The 22,903-nt window shown below is 46.4% G+C and carries 16 protein-coding genes; 11 read left to right on the top strand and 5 right to left on the bottom strand.

Annotated features, from left to right (window positions below; translation table 11 throughout):
* Positions 1-26: 26 nt before the first annotated feature.
* From B5Z18_RS02825 to B5Z18_RS02775, 11 genes are all read left to right on the top strand, one after another.
* Positions 27-719, top strand: coding sequence for an alpha/beta hydrolase (locus B5Z18_RS02825; protein WP_079467876.1), 693 nt, complete (start codon positions 27-29; stop codon positions 717-719).
* A gap of 38 nt (positions 720-757) precedes the next feature.
* Entirely contained in the window at positions 758-1,657 is a 900-nt protein-coding gene (locus tag B5Z18_RS02820) for an alpha/beta fold hydrolase (protein ID WP_079467875.1), read from the top strand.
* 137 nt (positions 1,658-1,794) lie between these two features.
* Positions 1,795-2,379, top strand: coding sequence for an RNA polymerase sigma factor (locus tag B5Z18_RS02815; RefSeq protein WP_079467874.1), 585 nt, complete (start codon positions 1,795-1,797; stop codon positions 2,377-2,379).
* Between the two features lie 107 nt (positions 2,380-2,486).
* Positions 2,487-3,413 carry an ABC transporter ATP-binding protein gene (locus tag B5Z18_RS02810; RefSeq protein WP_079467873.1) on the top strand — a complete coding sequence of 309 codons (927 nt, stop codon included), beginning with the start codon at positions 2,487-2,489 and terminating at the stop codon, positions 3,411-3,413.
* Between the two features lie 7 nt (positions 3,414-3,420).
* A complete protein-coding gene (locus tag B5Z18_RS02805) occupies positions 3,421-5,697 on the top strand; it encodes a Gldg family protein (RefSeq protein WP_079467872.1) in 2,277 nt (758 codons plus the stop codon).
* A 55-nt stretch (positions 5,698-5,752) separates the two neighbouring features.
* Positions 5,753-6,868 carry a FecR family protein gene (locus B5Z18_RS02800; RefSeq protein WP_079467871.1) on the top strand — a complete coding sequence of 372 codons (1,116 nt, stop codon included), beginning with the start codon at positions 5,753-5,755 and terminating at the stop codon, positions 6,866-6,868.
* A gap of 31 nt (positions 6,869-6,899) precedes the next feature.
* Entirely contained in the window at positions 6,900-10,670 is a 3,771-nt protein-coding gene (locus B5Z18_RS02795) for a SusC/RagA family TonB-linked outer membrane protein (protein ID WP_235015863.1), read from the top strand.
* 11 nt (positions 10,671-10,681) lie between these two features.
* Complete coding sequence (locus B5Z18_RS02790; RefSeq protein ID WP_079467870.1) at positions 10,682-12,070, top strand: RagB/SusD family nutrient uptake outer membrane protein; 1,389 nt, start codon at positions 10,682-10,684, stop codon at positions 12,068-12,070.
* 142 nt (positions 12,071-12,212) lie between these two features.
* Positions 12,213-13,148: a ring-cleaving dioxygenase gene (locus tag B5Z18_RS02785; RefSeq protein ID WP_079467869.1), complete on the top strand. Its 936-nt coding sequence runs from the start codon at positions 12,213-12,215 to the stop codon at positions 13,146-13,148.
* A gap of 10 nt (positions 13,149-13,158) precedes the next feature.
* Entirely contained in the window at positions 13,159-13,773 is a 615-nt protein-coding gene (locus B5Z18_RS02780) for an alpha/beta hydrolase (RefSeq protein ID WP_079467868.1), read from the top strand.
* A 133-nt stretch (positions 13,774-13,906) separates the two neighbouring features.
* Complete coding sequence (locus B5Z18_RS02775; protein ID WP_079467867.1) at positions 13,907-14,383, top strand: hypothetical protein; 477 nt, start codon at positions 13,907-13,909, stop codon at positions 14,381-14,383.
* A gap of 69 nt (positions 14,384-14,452) precedes the next feature.
* Here B5Z18_RS02775 and B5Z18_RS02770 read toward each other — a convergent pair whose 3' ends face one another.
* The 5 genes from B5Z18_RS02770 to B5Z18_RS02750 all read right to left on the bottom strand — a co-directional run bounded on the left by B5Z18_RS02770 (position 14,453) and on the right by B5Z18_RS02750 (position 22,894).
* Positions 14,453-15,865 carry a TlpA family protein disulfide reductase gene (locus B5Z18_RS02770; RefSeq protein WP_079467866.1) on the bottom strand — a complete coding sequence of 471 codons (1,413 nt, stop codon included), beginning with the start codon at positions 15,863-15,865 and terminating at the stop codon, positions 14,453-14,455.
* 15 nt (positions 15,866-15,880) lie between these two features.
* A complete protein-coding gene (locus B5Z18_RS02765) occupies positions 15,881-16,915 on the bottom strand; it encodes a TlpA disulfide reductase family protein (RefSeq protein WP_079467865.1) in 1,035 nt (344 codons plus the stop codon).
* A gap of 10 nt (positions 16,916-16,925) precedes the next feature.
* Positions 16,926-18,314 carry a RagB/SusD family nutrient uptake outer membrane protein gene (locus B5Z18_RS02760; RefSeq protein WP_159454168.1) on the bottom strand — a complete coding sequence of 463 codons (1,389 nt, stop codon included), beginning with the start codon at positions 18,312-18,314 and terminating at the stop codon, positions 16,926-16,928.
* A 19-nt stretch (positions 18,315-18,333) separates the two neighbouring features.
* Positions 18,334-21,591: a SusC/RagA family TonB-linked outer membrane protein gene (locus tag B5Z18_RS02755; RefSeq protein ID WP_159454167.1), complete on the bottom strand. Its 3,258-nt coding sequence runs from the start codon at positions 21,589-21,591 to the stop codon at positions 18,334-18,336.
* Between the two features lie 304 nt (positions 21,592-21,895).
* Complete coding sequence (locus B5Z18_RS02750; protein ID WP_079467862.1) at positions 21,896-22,894, bottom strand: FecR family protein; 999 nt, start codon at positions 22,892-22,894, stop codon at positions 21,896-21,898.
* Positions 22,895-22,903 lie beyond the last annotated feature (9 nt).

The following is a 22,903-nucleotide window of genomic DNA, read 5'->3' as shown; positions in this document are numbered from 1 at the left end:
TTCAATCATCTTTATAACATCATAACATGAGTGCTTCTTCTGTGAAAAATATCGTTATTGTTCATGGCGCCTTTGCAGATGCTTCCGGCTGGGAAGCCGCTTACAACATCCTGAAATCAAAAGGATATAATGTTACCCTCGTACAAAATCCTACCTCTACCCTGAAAGACGATGTACAGGCTACCAACGTAGCCCTGGACCGGCAGGATGGACCCACCGTGCTGGTAGGTCACTCCTGGGGCGGTACGGTGATCACCGAAGCGGGAGTACATCCCAAAGTGGTGAGCCTGGTGTACGTGGCTGCTTTTGTTCCTGATGTGGATGAATCAACATTGGCGCTTGTTCAGTCGGCCCCGATCCTCGAAGTGAATGGTATTCTTCCTCCTGATGAAAAAGGGCTGGTGTACCTGGATAAGGACAAGTTTAACCAAACATTTGCTACTGGGCAAAGCAAGGAAAAATCAGACTTCATGTATGATTCGCAGATTCCTTTAACCGTAACGGCTTTCGTTGATAAAGTAACTGCCGCAGCATGGAAAAGCAAACCTTCCTATGCTATTCTTCCAACCGACGATGGAACGATCAACCCGGTTCTGGAAAGAACCATGTATAAAAGAGCAGGCAGCACGGTAGTAGAAATGAAAGGCGGTCACACGCTGTTCATGACCCATCCTGAAGAAGTGGCTGACGTTATTATAGCGGCTTCTATTCTCCGGTAAATCCGTTGAAATCATCTCTGGTAATTCAAAAAAATATCATGAAATTATTTTTCTCAGTAGTTACTTCCCTCGCGTTTTCGCTGGTGGTTACCGTTAGTTCCGGTCAGAATAAACCTGCGGCCCGGGCCGAGTATATTGAAGTGGAGCCCAATGTAAGATTGCATGTTACCGATCTTGGAGAGGGAACGCCGGTTGTGCTCATTCACGGATATCCTTTAAGCGACGCCTGCTGGGAATACCAGTACCACGCCCTGGTGAAAGCCGGCTACCGGGTTATTGGCATTACTTTGCGGGGATTTGGTTTGTCCGATAAGCCTTATGGCAAGTATAACTATGATCAGTTTGCAACGGATATCAAAACCGTACTCGACAAGCTAAACATTAAGGATGCCATTCTTGGTGGGCACTCAATGGGTGGAGCGATATCACTGCACTATGTGGCCAAATTCAATGCGGCACATGTGAAGAAACTGGTATTGTTTGACGCGGCAGCTCCCTGTCACACAAAGAAACCGGACTATCCTTATCCGTTGTTTACGAAAGACCAGATTTCCAGCTGGATTGAGTTACATAACAACAACCGCCCGGCCTTATTTGATGCGGTAGCGGCAAAGTTCACCCTGTCGCCAACTTCGCTGACACCTGGCCTGGGCAACTGGCTGGGAGGCATTGAGGCACAGTCTTCTCCATACGCCACTGAGCAGGCGCTTATTGCACTCAGGGACGAGGATCTGCGGTCGGATCTGCCCAAAATAAAGATACCCACCCTCATCTTACATGCCACGCAGGACAGCATCGTGTCTTACGCATTGGCAGAGCAGATGAAGGCCGGTATAAAGAACTCCACACTGGTACCTTTTGAAAAAAGTGGCCATGCTGCATTTGTGGAAGAAAAAGATAAGACCAATGCTGAGTTGATCAAATTTATCAAACAATAGCAGGGGTATTTTCAGGAAATGTAACGGGGACGGCCATCTGGCAGGGTCCCCGTTATATTAATCCGTTCTTTTATTGCGGGAAACCAAGCCGGGTTTACGATATATTTATTATAATTGCAGGACTGGTCTATACGCATATGGTTAATTACAGCAATTATTCCGATCCTGATCTGGTCTTATTACTTAAGGAAGGAGACCGGAATGCTTTTGCCGAAATTTATCACAGGTATAAACTTATACTGCACCACCACGCCTGGAACAAAACCCGGAACGACGTGGAAGCCCAGGATGTGATCCAGGAGATTTTCTCTAATCTCTGGGTAAAAAGAGAAGCCATACAAATTGAGAGCAACTTATCCGGTTACCTGTACAGCAGCGTAAGGAATCATATCCTTAACCTGTTTGCGAGAAAGCAACTCCAGCAAAAATATATTGACTCTATCAGGGATTATTCCCAAAACGGGACTTCTATTACTGATCATAAAGTACGCGAGTCTATGCTGGTGGAGGTGATCGAGAAAGAAATTGCAACACTTCCGCCAAGAGTAAGGGAAGTGTTTGAGTTAAGCCGGAAACAGCACCTGAGCCATAAGCAGATCGCTGAAATCATGGGCACTACCGAGCAAACCGTGAAGAAACAAATGTCTAATGCGCTAAAACATCTCCGTAAAAAAATAGGTTTCCTCCCTTACCTTTACCTGCTCTGGATGCTGAAGCACTAGTGGCTGACGGTCTGCCTGAAAAGATTTTTTACCTGCCTATACCACTTATAGTCTGCTAACCTGTCTTATGATATATAAAGCACTTTTTAAAAGCTAATCGTAAGAAATTGGACAACAGCATTGTAAAAGTATCACACCTGTCTCACAGATACAGCCGGGACTGGGCCATCCGGGATATTAATCTTGAAATCAGCCAGCTGGGCGTACTCGGCCTGCTTGGCTCCAATGGCGCCGGCAAATCCACCACAATGAACATCCTGTGCGGGGTATTGAGTCAAACTGAAGGTACGGTTCAGATAGACGGCATCGATATCAGGAAACATCCGGAAGAAGCTAAAATGAGAATAGGCTTCCTTCCTCAGAACGCCCCGCTGCACCTTGATTTAACCGTTGGTGAATACTTAACGTATTGCGCTTACCTCCGCAACATAGATCGAAGGCAGGTAAAGGCGGCCGTAGCTTCGGCTATGGACAAATGCGGCGTTGCCCATTTCCGCACCCGGCTTATTAAGAACCTCAGCGGCGGCTACCGGCAGCGGGTAGGGATCGCACAAAGCATTATACACCGGCCCAAACTGGTAGTACTGGATGAGCCCACAAACGGGCTGGATCCTAACCAGATCCTTGAAGTACGCAAGCTGATCAAAGAGATTGCCGCTGAAAGGGCCGTTATTTTTTCGTCTCATATTTTATCTGAAGTGCAGGCCACCTGTGATGATGTACGCATGATTGAAGGAGGAAGAATGGTATTTGCAGATACGATGAAGGCTTTCAATAATTACATTTTGCCTAACTCCCTGCGCGTTTATATGCACAATCCGCCGTCAATGGAAAGGATGGCGGCCATACCCGGGATAACCAGTGTGGAACTCTTAAATGACGGTGGTTTCCGGATGCATTTCGATACAACTTCCCTGGTGTCTTCTACCATCATTCAACTGGCCGTTGATGATAACTGGCAGCTTACCGAAATTATGCTGGAGAAAAGCAGCCTGGACGAAATTTTTGCACAGTTATCAAATAAAACTTCCTGAACCTGTTATGATTAAAATATTTAAAATCGCTAAGCTGGAACTTAGCATACTTTTTTATTCCCCGGTTGCCTGGCTGGTGCTGGTGATTTTTATGGTACAATCCGGGATGGGCTTTTTTGGAATGCTGGGCAGCTTTCAGGAATTGTTTATGATGGGAGAGAAAGCGGATAATTTAACGCAGCTCCTCTTTCCCGCTACTAACGGGCTGTTCGACAAAGTGCTGCAAAATCTTTATTTATATATCCCGCTGCTTACGATGGGACTGATAAGCCGTGAAATCAGCAGCGGGTCCATCAAGTTATTACTCTCGTCCCCGGTAAAGATCAGCGAAATCATTTTGGGTAAATACCTGGCCATGATCTATTATGCGCTGATGCTGATGGCTATCCTGGGTATTTACTGCCTGATTGGTGTGTGGGTGATTAAAGATGCTGATACCGGTTTGATAGGCGCGGGGTTATTGTCTTTATTCCTGTTAACGGCCACCTATGCGGCTATCGGCCTGTTCATGTCGAGCCTTACAGGCTACCAGGTGGTTGCCGCCATCAGCACCCTTGCTGTGTTTGCGGCCCTGAAGTATATTGGAACGGTTGGTCAGAGTATTGATTTTGTAAGAGATCTTACCTATTTCCTGTCGTTATCAGGACGAACAGAAAGTATGTTGAACGGATTGATCACCTCTCGTGATGTCATTTATTACCTGCTGATTATTTTACTTTTCCTGGGCCTCACCATTTTGCGGTTTAAAGCCAGCCGTGAGTCCAAACCCTTTGCCATACAGGCTGGCAGGTATGTGGCGCTCATGGCATTTGTGTTGCTGGCAGGATATTTAAGTGCAAGACCTGCTGCTATCCTGTACCGGGATGTTACCGCGCAAAAATCGCAAACGCTGACTCCGGCCAGTCAGGCTGTTGCCAAACAAATTGAAGGCCCCCTGGTGATCACTACTTATGTAAATCTCCTGGACCAGCATGTATACGCGGGGTTGCCGGTGTCACGAAATACGGACCTGTCGCGCTTTGAGGATTTCCGCAGGTTTATACCCGGTATCAAAATGAACTATGTGTATTATTATGATGCTACTGATCTTGCCAATAATCCCAATATGATTTACCAGGGAAATATTACCGGTTTGAATACCAGGCAGGTGGCCGAAAAAGTAGCGGATAATCTTGAAGTGGATCTTGACAAATTTTTAACTCCTGATCAGATTCATCAGATCATCGACCTGGCGCCGGAGGAAAATACTTTTGTCCGCCAGCTCAGCTACCAGGGCCATACAAGCTTTCTCCGGCTGTATAATGAACAGAACCAGTTCCCGGAGGAAGCGGAGATTACCGCCGCTATAAAAAAGCTGGTTGTGCCACATCAGAAAATAGTTTTTATAGAGGGAGATGATGAACGTAGTATCCGTGTAAAAGGAGACAGGAGTTATGATTTGTTCAGCAGCGCCCGGAAAACGAGGAAGTCGCTGATCAACCAGGGCTTTGATGTGGTGGGCGTAAACCTGGATGCAGCAGATGTGCCTCCCGGCACAACCCTGCTGATACTGGCAGATCCGGCCAAACCATTCAGCAGCCAGGCTGCAGCCAGGATACGCGGTTATATAGATGCAGGAGGTGATATGCTGATTACAGCAGAACCTTCGCACCGTGAGGTGATCAATCCTTTTTTGAGCCGGTTTGGTGTTCAGCTATCACCGGGGATGATGGTGAACCCCGATAAAAATGCGCCTGCAGATCTTATCCAGGGCCGCATTGCTGCGGAAAATAACGAATACCTGGATCAGCTGATGTACATGAATGCCACGGTGGCTATGCCTTCTGCGGCTATGCTGGAGCTAACGGGGAGCGACTTCACCGCCGACACGGTGCTGCAAAGCAGCGCCCTGGGCTGGAATAAGAAGAATGGGTTTGATCCTTCCTCGTCTTCGGTATCCTATCAGCCTGAACAGGGCGATCAGAAAGGGAGCAAACCGTTAATCGTTCTGCTCAAACGTAAAGTGGCCGGCAAAGAGCAAAAGATCTTTATCAGCGGGGACGCTGATTTTATGAGTGATCATGCTATTCCGCAAGCCTATAATTTCTCATTTATTAGTGGCATCTTTAGATGGTTCAGCAATGGCCTGTTTCCTGTAAGGGTAAGTCGCCCGGCGCCGCAGGATGATGCCATTTTAACCAGCAGAAAGGAATTGTCGGCTTACCGGTCAGCTGTGCTATGGGGAGTGCCGGCATTGATGATAGCGGGTGCTGCGGGGCTTTTGATCAGCAGAAAAAGAAAATAAAAAAAGATATACCTCCTGTGGGGATGTTGATTGTCTTACATAATATACGCAAGTTATGAGCGAACTAACCGAACAACAAATCCGGACCATGCTGGAGCATTACAGGCTTGGAAAAGCCACCCCGGAGGAATTGGCGTTGTTGGAATCATGGTACTTAACCTATCAGGAGGAAGGCGCTGCGGCGCCTGATATGATAGCGCGGCTTGCCTCCGTTGACCAGGTATGGGAACGGCTGGAAAATGAATACCGGCCTGTGAAACGCCTGTCCGGCCGGCGGCGCAACCTGGTGGCTGCGGCGGCTGTTGCTGCATTAGTGATTGGTATCGGCGCTTATTTTCTTTACCGGCCTGCACAGTCACCGGCAATTTCTGTTGGCCAGCTGGCGGAGAGTAAAAAGGACATCCCCCCGGGCACCAACAAAGCAACGTTATCTATCGCCGGCAGTGGTATGATGGTGCTGGATTCTTCCAGAACGGGTATTGCGGTGAACGGCGACGATTTGAGATATGATGATAATACAAAGATAGATGCCGCTTTAAGTGAAAGCATCCGGATGCTAACCCTGCAAACACCCAAAGGAGGCACCTACCGGCTGATATTGCCCGATAGCTCCATCGTTTGGCTCAATGCTGCTTCGCGTTTGGTGTTTCCTTCCAGCTTCAGGGGGCAACAGCAACGGGAGGTGGAGCTGCAGGGAGAAGGATACTTTGAGGTGGCAAAAAATAAGGCACAACCCTTTATCGTAAAAAGCCACAGACAAAAAGTAGAAGTGCTCGGAACACATTTCAATATCAACAGCTATGCCGATGAAGCGCTTACCAAAACAACCCTGCTGGAAGGCAGTATACGTATCGGTAACATAGTGCTGAAGCCCGGAGAGCAGGCGCAACGAAGCGATGCAGGGATTAAAACCATCCAGGTAGATACAGAGGAGGCCATCGGCTGGAAAAACAATTATATCGTTTTCCAGGATGAAAAGATCCAGTCGATCATGCGCAAAATAAGCCGCTGGTATGATATGGAAGTAGTGTATGAAGGAGAGCTGCCAACAGATGATTTTGGCGGAAGAGTAAGCAGCCGTGCCTATGTTTCACAGGTATTAAGAAAACTGGAACTGACCAATAAGGTACATTTTAAAATTGTGGGAAGAAAAATTATCGTCACTAAATAATAAACCGCTGCGGGGTTAAAAAAATAGCCAGATGTGGTTGCACACAACTGGCTGGCGCCTGGCAGTATTGTCAATAAAATTCCTGATTGTATCAACTATCAACCAAACACGACAAATGTATAAAAATTATGCGATGAAATCCGGCATGCATCATCTGTATGCCCGTAAACTCCGGCTGCCTATGCGATTGACGTCATGCTTACTGTTTATTATGCTCTTTAGTGCATCGGCCAGCTTTGCGCAACAGATATCACTCAGGGAAAAAGAAGTAGCTCTCCGGGTGATCATTGCAAAAATTCAGCAGCAGAGCAATTATGATTTTGTGTATACTACCCAGCTATTGAAAAATACGGGTAAAGTAAGTATCAACATACAGGCTGCTGATATCAGAACGGTATTGGATCTTGTATTAAAAGACCAGCCGCTGTCCTACACCATTGATGACAACACCATCATACTGAGAGAAAAGCCGGTAGCCACTCCGGCTCAGGCCATCAATTTTGTGGATGTAACCGGGTTCGTTTCCAACAGCCAGGGTGTGGGTCTTCCCGGGGCAACCATCCGGCTTACAGGTACGCAGGTATCCGTGGCAACTGACCAGGGTGGGCTTTACAAAATACTAAGGGTACCCGATGATGGCCGCCTGATATTTTCTTACATCGGTTACCAGTCCGATACCATCGCCGTAAAAGGCAGAACAGCCATCAATGTACTGTTAAAACAATCTTCCATTGAAATGAAAGGCGTGGCCATCGTTTCAACAGGTTTGCAGGAGCTGCCCAGGGAGCGGGCCACAGGATCTTTTGAAGTTATTTCCAAAGAGCAGCTGCAACACAGTAATGATCCAAACCTGATCCGGCGCCTGGAAGGGATTACCACGTCACTTGATTTCCGTAACGACCTTCGTCCCATCAATTCGGCCTCACCCAATGCGAGGCAATCTCCGCTGGCTAACCTCACCATTCGTGGTAAAAATACCCTGAATGATGCAGTAAGCGCAGACCTGAACGGCAACTACAGCGGCCAGGTACTGGTGGTGATCGATGGTATTGCCAGCCCGTATTCTATCGACCGGGTAAACCCTAATGATGTGGAGAGCGTAACCATCCTGAAAGATGCCGCCGCTGCCTCTATCTGGGGCTCCCGTGCAGCCAACGGCGTTATTGTTATTAAAACGAAGCGCGGGTCGTATAACCGCGCACCACGGGTTAGCTTCAACAGCAACATTAACATCACGGAGAAGGTAGACCTGTTCTATAATAAAACGATGAGCGTTTCTGATTATATAGATGCGCAGGCGGCTTATTTTGAACAGCAGAACAGGCCATTGCCTGACCTGAGTATCTCCCACTTATATGGCCAGGAAATAAAATCACCCGTAGCAGAGATTGTGGATGCCTGGAAGTTTAAACACACACTTACCGATGCGCAGGCAAATGCACAACTGGATGCTTTAAGAAAGAATGATATCAGGAAGGACTATGATAAATATTTTCTGCGCAATGCCGTTACCCAAAGTTATTCCCTGGCAGTGGACGGCGGCGCTGAACGCTTTAACTACCGCTTATCCGGCGGATGGGACAAGACGATCAACAATACAAAAAATTCTGATTACGACCGGATCGCACTCGGTTATTCCATGTCCGTTAAACCTCTCAAAAAACTCGAACTGCAGGGCAATATTTCTTATAATGTTCAGAACTACCATGAACAAGCCCCACAGAACAGGATAACAGGAGCCACTGACGCTACCTTTTATCCCTACTCACGCTTAGCCGATGACCAGGGCAATTACCTGGAACTGGCCAAGATTTACCGCCAGGGCTTTGCCGCCGCAGTGGAAAAGGAGTATGGCGATAAATTTTTAAGCTATCGCTATGTGCCGCTTAACGATATCAATGAAGGATACAACAAGCTGAAATCGCAGAACCTGAATCTGGGCATCAACGCCAATTACAGGATAGCAAACGGTCTTACCGCACAGCTCACCTATAATTATAACACCGGCAGAAATAATGATAATACCCTCTATCGCCAAAACTCATTTTATATGAGGAATATGATCAATTATTTCACCACTTCACCTGCCTCTGTAGACCCGAGGACGCTGGAACCGGTGGAGCCCTATAACCGCCAGCTGCCTTTAGGCGGCCAATACACCATCCTGCAAACAACTTCCAGCAATCATACCTTCAGGGGACAGTTAAATTTTGACCATACCTGGAAAGAAAAGCACCAGTTGTCGGCCATTGCAGGTTTCGATATGGCCCAGTCCTACAGCCTTGCCGGCACCAACGGTTACTACGGCTATGATGAAGGCACTTTATACACCAATAATAAACTGGATTTTAAAACCATGATACCGATCGCTTTTGCAGAAGACTTCAGCGGGTATAATGGTGAATATATTCCCAATCTTTCCACCGGGTTTATTGACAATAAAGTGCGTACCCTTAGTTATTACGCCAATGCAGCCTATACGTTTGATGCCAGGTATACCTTTTCAGCAAGTGTACGTAAAGATCTCTCCAGTGAGTTTGGCCGCGGCACCAATCAGAAAGGAACACCATTTTATTCTGTAGGCGGCGCCTGGAATATTCACAATGAAAGTTTTTACCACTGGGAGCTGGTGCCTTCGCTGACCCTGAGAACAACTTATGGTTATAATGGAAACGTGAACCCATTAATTATTGCAAGGCCATTGATTACCTATTCTACACTTAATGGCACCAATAATCTTCCGTATGCATATACCTCCTTTGGCACCGGCATCACCAACAGCCAGTTGCGTCCGGAGCGGACAGGCGTGCTCAATATCGGTGTAGACTTTCAGTTCAAAGGCAACAGGCTTTCCGGTAATATCCAGTACTACAGCAAAAAAACAACCGACCTGATTGCCGGTGGCGCGCTGGACCCGAGCACCGGATATACCAATATCAATTACAACACCGGCAACCTGCAGGGGCATGGCGTGGAGCTTACACTCAATTCACTGAACGTGAGCGCAGGCTCATTCAAATGGAACAGCAACCTGTTGTTTGCCTACAACCGGGTTAAAGTAACGAAGCTGTTTGCAACGGCTACCAGTCAGGCTGGTGCCGCGGTAAGCAACAGTACTGGTTCCTATAACGAAGGCTATGATTTATCGCGGTTGTTTGGTTATCAGTGGGCAGGGCTGGACCCCAAAACCGGTGACCCGCGCGGATACCTGGATGGTAACATAGTAACTATATCCAATTCTATCGAAGGCGACAACAATTATAAAGCTATTCAAAATGCGCCGCTGGGCACCCTGAAATATTTTGGCAGTGCCGTTCCGGTGTACTATGGTTCTTTCAGAAATACTTTTAGTTACGCTTCTTTCGCTTTATCTGCCAACCTGCTTTACAAGCTGGGTTATTACGTACGCCGGCCTTTAGCGCAGGTGATTAACTATGGCAACCTGTATTCCGGTAATAGTTTGCAGGGAGAAGAATATAACCACAGGTGGCAGCGTCCGGGCGATGAAACGGTTACCAATGTACCGTCGGCTGTTATGTCGACCGGTAACCCTAACCGGGACAATTTTTACTATTATTCGGCCATCAATGTAGTGAAAGGGGATCATATAAGATTACAGGAGATCAACCTGTCTTACACCCTGAAAGTAAAGCCCGGCAGCCGTATCAAAGATCCGAGGGTGTATACCAATATCAGCAACCTGGGTATCATCTGGCGCGCCAATGATAAAGGAGTGGACCCGGAAGTATTCGATTATCCTTTACCGCGTACCTACAGCCTGGGATTTTCAACTAACTTTTAACTGTACGAGTCATGAAAAAATATATTCTTCTTATTGTGTGTGTGCTGACTGTTACCGCTTGTGAAAAGTATGTAGACATCAAGAAAAGCGGGTCCCAGTCTTTTATCGAAACAACAAAAGATTGTCAGCTGATACTGGATAATTATGATCTGTTCAACATCAACTACCCGGTAGACGGGGAGATTGCTGCAGATGATTATTACCTGGATGATAACCGTTATAATTCAGATGTGATCACACTGGAAGATAAAGCGCTGTATACGTGGCAGCCTAACGCGATCCGTGCTGCGTCAACACAGTGGGTAGCATCTTACAACAAGATCTATCACTGTAACCTGGTGCTGGAAGCGCTGGAGAAAATTAAGGGAACAGATCAGCCGGCAGTGATCAGCAACCTGCAGGGCAGCGCCTTATTTCTGCGTGCCTATGCTTTATGGCCGCTGGCACAAATGTATATTAAGCCCTATGGCGCCGCTACTATGCAGGAACCGGGCTTGCCTATCCATACCCGGTCAGATATCAACGATGTGCCGGGCAGGGGAACGGTCAAAGAAACATATGACGCCATTGTAAATGATCTGACCCAGGCAGCCGGTTTGCTCAGCAATACCTCCAGTATCTCTTCCCGGCCCAACAAAGCGGCCGCACTGGCCATGCTCGCCCGTGTTTATTTGTCGATGGAAGATTATCCCAATGCCTTATCCGCTGCAGATGCCGCGCTGAAGCTCAAAAGCGACCTGCTTGATTATAACACGCTCGAATTGGGCAGCTATAATCCTTTCCCGCGTTTCAATAAGGAAGTAATATTCCATGCGGTTATTGATCACCAAAACAGTGTACTCGAAGTGGGCTTTGGCGACGAAAATAAAGCATTGATTGACCCGGTGATAATCAGTGCCTACCAAAACGATGACCTGCGGAAGCAATTGCTCGTTAAGGAAAACCTGGACGTGCCCGTGCCTTCAGGTACTTATCGCTTTATTGGCAACTACGAGGGCGCAGTGGGTTCATCTGCTTTGTTTAACGGGCTTGCTGTAGATGAGTTATACCTGGTACGGGCAGAATGTTATGCCCGCGCGGGGCAAACCGCCAACGCCGTAAACGACATGAATACTTTACTTGCCACCCGTTGGGTGAGTGGAACATACCCCGGCTTTACCGTGAGTAACGCAACCGATGCCCTTACTAAGATTCTTCTGGAACGTCGTAAGGAATTACTGATGCGAGGACTCAGGTGGACGGATTTGCGAAGGCTGAATAAAGACAGCCGTTTTGCAAAGAATCTTTCCCGCGTGGTAAATGGAACGGTGTATACGCTGCCTGCCAATGATCCCCGTTATACGCTGCTGATACCGCAGGAAGTGATCACCAATTCTAAACTGCCGCAAAACAGCCGGTAGCCTGATACACAATAACAGCCTGCTTCACGTGAATTCATAAATTTACGATATATAGTATTTTTTTTAAAAGCTCATTTGTATTAAAGTGCTGATTTAAAGAGGAATATGTGATGGTATGCTTCTTGAATACAACCGTGTCATTATGAACAACAGCATTTTAGGATTGCACCATATTACCGCCATTGCTGGTAGTGCACAGGAGAACTTAAATTTTTATACCCGGACCATTGGCCTGAGGTTAGTGAAGAAGACAGTTAACTTCGACGACCCCGGAACTTATCATCTTTATTACGGCGACGAAAGCGGATCTGCCGGAACCATCCTTACATTTTTTCCGTGGGAAGGAATCGGGCAGGGACGCGAAGGTGTGGGGATGGCTACTGAAATAGGGTATGCTGTTCCGGCCGGAAGCCTGGAGTTTTGGTTAGACCGATTTGCAAAGAAGCAGGTAAAGACCAGCGAAATCGCGGAGCGTTTTGGAGAGCAGTTTTTTTCTTTCCGCGATCCGGATGGCTTGTCGCTAAGCCTTATTGTTCCTAAAACCGAAGATAACAGGGTGCCCTGGGAAACCGATGAGATTAAGAAAGATACAGCTACCAAAGGGTTCCACAGTACCACGCTGACGTTACGGAAAATTGACGAAACCGCGAAAGTGCTCACCGATATCCTGGGCTACCGTTTTCTTTCACAGGAAGGCAACAGGTACCGTTTCATTACAGACGCCGTGGATACCGCAGCTATCATAGATTTATTGGAAGTTCCGGATGGCCAGAGAGGCATAGGCGCGGCAGGAACGAACCACCACGTGGCCTTCCGCGTAAAAGATGAACAGGTGCAGATGGAAGTCCGGGAGAAAGTATTAAGCAGGAACCTGCAGATTACGCCAAAAATCGACCGGGATTATTTCTTCTCTTTGTATTTCCGGGAGCCGGGTGGGGTGCTTTTTGAAATCGCTACCGAGAACCCGGGTTTCACAGTGGATGAACCCTTAAATGAGCTGGGGACCCATTTGATGTTGCCTCACCAACATGCGCATCTGAGAGAGGATTTAGAAAAAGTGCTTCCAAAATTGAGTTAAAGCAAAAGTTATGCAGGAAATACTGAAAGCCGGAAAGCCCCTGGAGGCGGCAGAAAAGGTTTTGATCATGGTACATGGCCGCGGGGGCTCAGCGGAGGATATTTTATCGTTGGCGACGGAATTAAATACAGCAGCATTTGCCCTTATTGCTCCACAGGCGAAAGGCAATAGCTGGTACCCGCAATCGTTTTTGGCGCCCAGGGCAGCAAATGAGCCGTTTCTCTCTGGTTCCCTGAGTTTTTTGGAAGATATCGTACAGGATCTTGAAGAAAAAGGTTTCTCAAAATCACAGATCTTCCTGTTGGGATTTTCGCAGGGAGCCTGTCTTACACTGGAGTTTGCCGCATCCAATGCCGCCAGATTCGGTGGCATAGTTGCTTTTACCGGTGGGCTTATAGGCGATCACGTTGACCACAACAATTATAAGGGTGATTTTGATGGTACGCCGATTTTTATTGGAAGCAGTGATCCGGATTTTCATGTACCGGTGAACCGGGTGAAAGAAAGTACTATATTGCTGGAGGGAATGGGTGCAAAAGTAACTGAAGTCATTTACAAAAATATGGGTCATACGATCAGCCGCCAGGAAATAGCGCAGGTAAACAAATTAATTTTTGGCGAATAACCGGGTGCGCTAAGGGTGTAGCTACTTATTTAAGTAGGGGAGGTCAGTGAATGAACCAGGACATCTATAAAACTGTTATTAAAAATCCAGAAATAGAAGTTTACCATTTTATTGACCTTTAGATCTTTTTCCTATGAGTATTTTAGGTATTGTACACACCATTATCGCTGTTATTGCTTTATTATTTGCCATAGCGGCATTGATAAAAGAGGGTATTATCAATCCTTTTTCCGGCACAGGCAAAATATACAGTATACTTACTGTCATCGCCAGTGTCACATCCTTTGGGCTTTCCAAAGAAGGGGGCTTTAATCCCGGGCATGGTATCGGGATACTGATCCTTATTTTACTTGGGGTTGCCTATTTGCTGGGGCGCCAGGCGTCCAGGAAAAGGGGGTTGTTGCTGATACAGGTGCTTTGTATGACGCTTACCCTGTTCCTTTCCCTGATACCGGCGATCAACGAAACATTATTGCGTGTGCCGGTCGGGCATCCGCTATCCGACGGACCTACTTCTCCCATTGTACAGACCTGCATTAAGGTTTTGCTTGGGCTGCTGGTGGTAGGGCTGGTGTTGCAGTTTTTTAAAATAAGGCAACCGGCGAAGTAGACACAAGCTATTAAAAGAAAGAGGGACTGATTTTTTCAGTCCCTCTTTCTTCATTTATAACCGTTTATGCTACCCGTGCTTTGCCAAATCAATCATCGTACTCATCTCTTCTACAAAAGCATCGCTCCCCGCAGAAGTTCCACCAAGGGAACGGAAACGGATCATACCATTTTTATCAATCACAAACTTTGCCGGGATGCCCTGTAACTTGTATCCTGCGGCCGCTTTATTGGTTTTAGCCACCGGGTCTTTTAGATCCATCAGCAAATTAAAAGTGTATTTGTTGGTTCGCAGGTAGTTGTCTGCACTCTTTACCGGATCAGCATCTGTTTCCCAGGTATGAATAAAAAGAAACACTACACTGCTGTCATCTTTAAATTTATTCACTGCGGCCTGCATGTTGGGAAAGGAAGCTTTACAGGGGCCGCACCAGGTAGCCCAAAAATCCAGGACAACTGTTTTTCCCTTGTAATCGGAGAGGGAAACCGTTTTCCCGTTTACATCCGTTACCGAAAAGTCGAAGGCCGGTTCTTTAATCATTTTTTTTGCCAGGTCAGCGTTAATCTTTTCTTTCAGTGCGTCATAAAGCGCACGCTCATAGGCCACAAATCCCTGGTCACTTCCTTTTACCGTGATATAGGCGTTTTTAAACTGCGCCTTTACTTCCTGTGCAGCCCTTCCGTTTTTGATGCTTTCCTCCATTAAGGGGAAGGCTTCGGTAAACTCCCGGTTGGCTACCAATAAATTTAAATAGGTGTCATTGAACGTCTTATCTTTTTTATCGTCCTGCGCGTACACCTGGCGGGCATATTTCAAGCCATCTTTATACTTTTTATTGGCATACAGGATAGCTGCGTATTGCCTCGCGTAAGTATAGTAATCAGCCGACTTTTCGGCGGATCTCCGCATTTCATCGCCAATAGATTTTTTGATCAGGGTTTCTGCCAGCACGTACTCTTTCCGTGCATAGGTTTCCCTTGCCGCATAGGAGAATGCTTTGGTTTTATAAACAGTGTCCCGGATCTGGTTCAGGTATTGCATCACTTTCCCGGGATTGTTTCTGAAAGAAACCGCTACATAATATTTAGCCGCATCGAAAAAGAAATGTCCTTTAAGCGTTGGGTTTGATCCAAACCGGGACACAAACAGCTTATACTTTTTTTCATTCTCAGCCCCGTTGGTTTCATTATAGATCTCTCCCAAAGCTTCATCAAAAGCGGCAAAGCCGTTAGGGAATTTCCGTATAGAAAGCCGTGCAATGGAATCTCTCTTATTTTGATTGCGTGTAGTATTGTAATAAGAAACCAATAAATTCAGATCTTCTTCTACATCGCTTTTAGAAAGTGCTTCCAGTTTTTTTCCCAGCTGGACGGAATCTTTCTGGTTTAACAGTTCCGTGAGTTTAGGATCAACGGAGCCACGGTTCTGCGAAAATGCAGCCGTGGTGATCAGCAATAAGAAACATATTTTCAGATACTTCATTTTCTACGAATTAAATTAATGATCTGTTTTTTTGACTTCCGTAGAATCAGCCTTCTTCAGCAGTTCAGCCGCCTTCTCTTTGTTCCCTGCTTTTACATACAGCTCCGCCATTTTTTTGTAAGTGGCCGGAAAGTCCATACTCCAGGGGTAAAGATCGAGCTGCGACTGATAACAGTCGGCTGCCAGTATATACAGAGATGCCGGCAGGTTGTCTTTTCCTGTGACCGCGTCTGTAACAGTTGAAAATCGAGGATAGTCATTGTGTTTGAGCCATTCCTTTCCAAATTCCACCGCCTTTTCAGGGTTTGTTTTAGTCAAAGCATAAAAAGTATAATGGCCGGTATAAGGATAGTATTTGAGTTCCGGATTTTTGGCAAGAATTGAATCAATTCTTTTTAAGGCGCCAATAGGATTTCCCGGGTTCCCCATGAGAGAATTCATAATTGGTACAAGGTTGTTGTCGATGACTGACAGCCGTTGCCATTCCTTTCTTTTTTCGGCGGCGTCTTTAATATCCCAGGTGCCTGAAATGATCTGTGGTAGCACTTTGTCCAGATTTTTGGGTGGGCCGGCCCAGGCAATCCTTCCTTGCTGGTCCACCACAAATGAATAGGGGATTCCCCGCTCGCCGTATGCTTTCATCCAGTTCTCCGCCATCAGGGTACCCTGTTCGGTGGCTACGTTGTAGTCCATCTTTTCACCCATCCCGGCAACAAATTTTTCTATGATAGGCAAAGTGGTTTCTTTGCGTTCATGGATGCTTACGCCCAGCACGGTCACTTCTTTTTTATATTTCTCTGCCAGCTCCGACAGATGGGGCATCCCGGCGATACAGGGTTGGCACCAGGTAGCCCAGAATTCAACCACATATACTTTGTTCTTTTCAAAGGCGGTTATCTTATCTCCCTTGAGCCAGTTGGAAATGTACAGGGGAGGGGCGGGCTCTCCAAGCATTTTAACTTTCGTATCACTTTGCTGTGCCTGTACTCCTATGGTGCAGCAAATGATTGCTGTCAGCAAACGTAGTTGCCTGTTTATTTTTGTTAGCATGCCTGTCGGATTAGTTGTAACCTTGATTTTGAGTAAGATTTTTATTGTATAAAATCTGATTGGCCGGTACCGGGAACAACACAGCGGTGGACTTCCAGGTTGGTTTTTGCGGACCAAGAACAGCGTCAGCCCTGCCTGTTCTTCTTAAATCGAACAGGCGGTGGCCCAGTTCAGCAAACAGTTCATGCGCCCGTTCTTTTTCAATTGCCAGCAGCATGGTGCTTTGGGTGTTGGCTGTTGTACCGGTAAGACCTGCACGGGTTCTTACTATATTCAAATCTTCTGCTGCACTACCTGCCCCGGTTACTTTACCGAGTTGCGCCCTGGCTTCTGCCCGGATCAGGTATTGTTCTGCCAAACGAAGCAGTACATTAAATTCATTTCCGGCAGTGGCGTCACGTAGCTTATACTTATAAGGATAGTAATAAGTAATATTACCTATCGGAAGTGGTTTAAGCCACTTAGCCATGCGCTGATCGTCAGATTCAAAGCTGGCCGCCAGCGAGGGATAAATCACATAGTTAGGCGTGGTGCCTGACGGAACAAAATTACGGCCGAAAATAGAGTAGCCGTAAAAAGTAAAACGTTGCCAGATCACTTCGTTGCTGGTATTCAGGAAAGCACTGTCCAGGCTTTCCAGTTTATAAGCGCTGTTATTGATCACTGTTGTTGCCTGCGCCTCCGCATTTGCGTAATCTTTGATGTATAAATACACCCGGGAAAGAAGCGCAGTGGCGGCGGCTTTGTTGGCCCTGGCCCGTTGTGCGGACGGATATGCATCTGCTAGGTTGTTTTGCGCGATTTTCAGGTCGCTGATGATCATCTCATATATTTCTGCCTGTGGCGCCCTGGGCAATGTTAAATTCACGCTATTTGCAGTGCTGGTTACCTTTGGTACGTCTCCATATAAATTAGTGAGATAGAAATAAGTGAAGGCGCGCATAAAATACGTTTCACCAAGCAATTGCTGCTTCACCGCAGGAGATACACCAGTAGAGCTGTTGAGTCCTTCAATAGCTGAATTAGCCGCAAAAATAACCGCATAGGCGTAGTTCCAGGTGTTGTTTACATATCCGCTGGAGGTAGAGATGGTATTGGTTTTAAACTCGTCCAGGTAAGTAGCGGAACTCAGGTAGATATCATCCGCCGCTGCGCCACCGAGGGCGGTGGCAGCACCCAGTAAAGAGTTTTCCGTGCTTCCGCTGGCGGGCAGCAGGTTACCGTTGGCGTACAGGCCCAGAACAGAACTCAGCGCTGTTGCATCATTGAGGAAAGCTTTATCAGCGCTCACCTGGTCAATCGGTACATCTACCTCAATAAATTTTTTACAGGAAGCGGTGGAGAGCAACACTCCCGGTATTACAACCAGGCAGATCTTATGTATGGAAAGTAATTTCATGTTGATGTCAGGTTTAGTGTTAGAAAGAAGCATTCAAACCAAAAACAATAGTACGCAGTGCCGGCATTCCTGGTCCCCCTTGACCAGCTCCCATTTCAGGATCAAATACATTTTTGTATTTCGATATCGTAAAAACATTTTGTGCCTGGGCATATACTCTCAGATTAGCCAGTTTTGCAGCCGTAATCCAACGTTTTGGGAAATTATAAGCCAGGTTCACATTCTTCAGCTTCAGCCAGGACGCATCGCCATAAAATGCGGTGGAGCTGTTATAATAGAAGCTGTAAGCATTATATGCCGGATTGCTTGAATTGGCCGTTGGTGCGCCAAACTGCGTATTGTCTTTCGGCTGTTTCCAATGGTCCAGTGTAGTGGTGTTCTGGTTGTTCATAGAGCCGAGAGATCCTGCTACGCCATTGATATATCCATTCTGATGTTTGAACTGGAAGAAGAAGCCTAATTCAAAGCGCTTATAGGTAAAATTATTACTTAAACCGCCATAGTATGGATTACCAATAGGCGTTGGCTGCTGATCCACCAGGTAAGAGGGGATGCCATTTGGATTGGCAGTTTGATAGGTAACTATCCCGGTATTGGGATCTATCCCGTTAAAAATGTATTGCCTGCTAAACGGCACGGGATAGCCTACCATAAACTGATTGGCATAGAAGCTCAAACTGGCGAGGTTATCGAATTTGGAGATCTTTGATTTGTTGATGGTGAAATTGAATGAAGTGGACCACCTGAAATCATTTCTTTCAATGTTCTTTGTATTCAGCTCAAACTCGAGTCCCTGCGCCTGGATGGTGGCAGGGAAGTTCCCCAGATAGCTTGTAAAGCCGACCTGTCCGGGCGTTGAAATATACAGCAGCTGGTTACCTACTGTATTCCGGTATGCGGCAGCAGTGAACTGTATCCTGTCTTTCAGGAAACCCAGTTCCAGTGCCAGTTCTGCTTTTTTGTTACTTTCCCATTTGATATCCGGGTTGGCGAGCCTTGACGGATTTTGTACCGTTATTCCCTGATATCCGCTGGTAGATCCGCTGGCCGTATAGGTAGACAGGTTCTGATAATTGGGGATTTGATCATTGCCTGTAACACCATAACTGCCGCGTAATTTACCAAAGCTTAAAAAGGAGAACTGATCTTTCACAAACGGCTCTTCTGAGAATACCCACGCGGCGCCTATTGCACCGAAGTTTCCAAATTCATTGTTCAGGCCAAAACGGGAGGAACCATCTCTTCTCATGGTGGCGTTCAGGATATATTTACCCTGCCAGTTGTAAGTGATTCTTCCAAAAACAGAGCTGAAATTATAATTATCGTAGGCGGTTCTTGCAGAAAGTGTTCCTGCTGCCGCCATACTACCCAATAAGGCATCGTTGCTGTAGTTGTTACCGGTAGTGGTGTTGGTGATGCTGGTATTGGATTGAAAAGTGCTACCCAGTAGCGCCGTCAGTTTACCTTTTCCAAGATCTTTAATGTATTCCAGCTGGGGTTCTGCAATATAGGACCTTGCGGAAGTGGCGCCAAACACAGCATTGCTTACAGCCGCAAAGTACGACGGATTAAGTGTGGAAGATGGGAACTGCGCATTCTGGTCAAAATTAAGAGAAGTATAGCCCAGGTTTGCTTTCAGGCTCAATCCCGGAAGAATCCTGTATCTCAGGCTCATGTTGCCGATCAGGTTTGCTGTGGCCGCCTTGTATTTCTGTGCCAACAGGGCATATGGATTATACTGTATAAGCGGAGAGAAGTTGAATGCCCCGGTAGAAGTATAAGGATCATAGTTAGGAGGAAGATTATAATAACTGCTTAGATCTCTTGTTGGCAAATTGTTTTTATCATAAGAATAGGCGGCAGATATTAACGCATAAAATCTTCTGTCTTTTGAAGTATGGTCAATGTTCAGTCTTGCTGAGATCCTGTCTTCCGCAAAACTTCCGGGGAAAACAGTGCCCTCATGATGATAACCGGTACTAAAGGCAAAATGGGTATCCTCGTTGCCGCCGCTCAATGTCCCCTGTGCATCCGTGTAGCGCGCGGTGCCGCCCAGCAGGTCATCCTGCCAGTTTCTGAACTTAGTCTGGCTCCAGGTGGTTAAATCAGGGGCATTGGCCGTAGTGGGTGTTACCTTGTCATTGGCAAAGGCTTCTTTACGGAGGGCTAAATACTGTTCGCCATTCAGCATGTCTATTTTATTGCCTACTTTCCCGATGCCGGAACTCAGGTTGAGATCCAGTTTGGTTTTACCGGCTTTCCCTTTTTTAGTAGTGATCAGAATAACGCCGTTGCCTCCTCTTGCGCCGTAAATGGCCGTAGCATCTCCGTCTTTCAATACATCTATACTCTCAATATCACCGGGATTCAGGCTGTTCAGCGGGTTTACGGTACCATTGGAGCCTGTTTGGTAAACGCTTAAACTAAAATTGAAAGGAACACCATCTATCACGTACAGTGGTTCCACACCACTATTGATAGAGTACTGTCCGCGTATTTTGATGGAAGTGCCCGAACCAGGTAATCCGTTGGACTGGGATACTTCAACGCCGGCCATCCTGCCTTGCAGGGCATTGATCACATTGCCAACAGGCTGGTCCTGTATGGTTTTTGAGTTCACCCTTGCGATGGAGCCGGTCAGGTCTTTACGGGTAGAGGTGCCGTAACCGATCACTACTACCTCATTCAAACTGCCTGCAAGCGGTGAAAGCACTACTCTTACAGAAGTTTGGCTCCCCAGGTCAATTTCCTGGGTTTTATAACCGATATAGCTAAAAAGAAGTGACCTGCTGCCGGTTTCCGGAATCGTGATATTAAAATGGCCATTCTGATCGGTAGCTGTACTAAGGCTGTTGTTGTTTTTTACCCGCACGGTAACACCGGGTATCGGGTCTCCGCTTTCATCCATCACAATTCCCATCACCCGGATATCCTGTGCAGTTCCGGCGGGGTTTTTCTCTGCCGGGGAAATCAGGATCTTGTTGTTTAGCTCTGTTATCCGGAAATCTTTAGCATCAAAGAGCAGGTCTAATAGCTCTCTGACAGAGCGTTTCCCGAGTGGAAGATTAAAGTCTTTAAGGCCGGCCAGATCTTTATCGCGGTATACAAACCGGAAATCAGTTTGCTGTTCTATCTTTTTAATGGCTGAAAAAACGGACTCGTTATGGAGTTCTACCATCACTTCTACCCTGGAGGTGCCCTGCCCGTTGCCAGGCGTCGCCGATATCAGTTGAACCGTTGCAAAAGTGATAATAGCTGTAATCAAGCTTAAACGCATAATCTGACGAATTATGTATCGTGAGTTATTAAAAGTAGAAAGGTCAGGACAGACTTTTCCTCCCTCTGCTGGTTGTGCAGAAAATTTCATAATTTTAAATGTTTAAATGATTCTCCAAATTGTTTAACAATTTGCTCCAATTAGCGTTGAAGCAAAACAATTACAGCTCCCTGTTTAGCGACAGGGAGTTTCTATCAAATGCGCAGGTGATATAATTCTTTCCTCATCTTTTGGTTAATAATGATTAATTGCCGACTGGCAGCCTGATAATTGGTTGATTCGTGAGTTGGTTGGTTATTGATTGTTAGTTATTGCAATTTTTTCCGGAGATTATAATTTCCCCTGGCAAAGTTTTATATTCTGCATCGTTAAAGGATGTAATGACTTTAATGATTTCATCAAGACTTTCCCCTTTCAGGAAGGTGGCTGTAAAGCGGCAGTTTTTTCCCTGGTCATTTAAGAAGGTGATCCTGGTATTGAACCTTTGAGAAAGTACCGCGGCTGCTTCTTCCATCGTAATATTCTCAAAAAACAGGTCGTTTTGCTGCCATTGCACTATTTCTTTCGCCTGCACTTTAACCAGGTCGGGCTTCTTGTCGCCGGTATGAAAAACCATTTGTTCATTGGGTTCCAGGATTCCCAATACTTTATGCTCATCGGCCACGCTGACCCTGCCCCTGGTCACTGTTACGATAATCTCATCGTTGCCATTCAGCGCTTTTATGTTAAAGGCGGTGCCTAATACGGTTGTTTTCAGTTTTCCTGATTGTACAATAAACGGGCTGGCCGGATTGTGCAGAATATCAAAGTAGCCTTCGCCTTTCAGCGTCACTGTTCTGGTGGGCCCGGTAAATTTTTCAGGATATTCGAGTGTACTATTGTTGTTCAGTATAACAGTGCTTCCGTCTGGTAGTATGATCTTTTTATGTTCTGATCTGGCAATGGCATTTACCACGGGGAAACGATCAGCGGTGTTTTGTTGGCCGGAATACTTTGGATAAAAGAAAGTGGTTCCGAAACAGAGCAGGATAAATGCTGCCGCCCAGCCCATCCAGGGCCGGAGCCATCGCATCCGGGAGGGCTGGTCTGATTTTATTACCTGTTCAAAAATCCGGTCGGCCGCCTGATTATCCAACACTAATGGCTCTGTGCCGTCATCCCAGGTTTCCTCCATCAAAGCCCTTATTTCATTAAGATCATTGTCCTTATGCCCTATGAATTGCATAAGTTCGGCCTCTTCAGCACTGGTGATGGTGTTGCCGGCATATTTCTTAATCAAATATTCGATTCGCTCTTTTTTCATAAAACTCTT

Source organism: Chitinophaga ginsengisegetis, from assembly GCF_900168065.1.
GTDB lineage: Bacteria > Bacteroidota > Bacteroidia > Chitinophagales > Chitinophagaceae > Chitinophaga > Chitinophaga ginsengisegetis.
The sequence above is the reverse complement of the archived record's forward strand: the minus strand, read 5'-3'. Positions and strand labels throughout refer to the sequence as shown.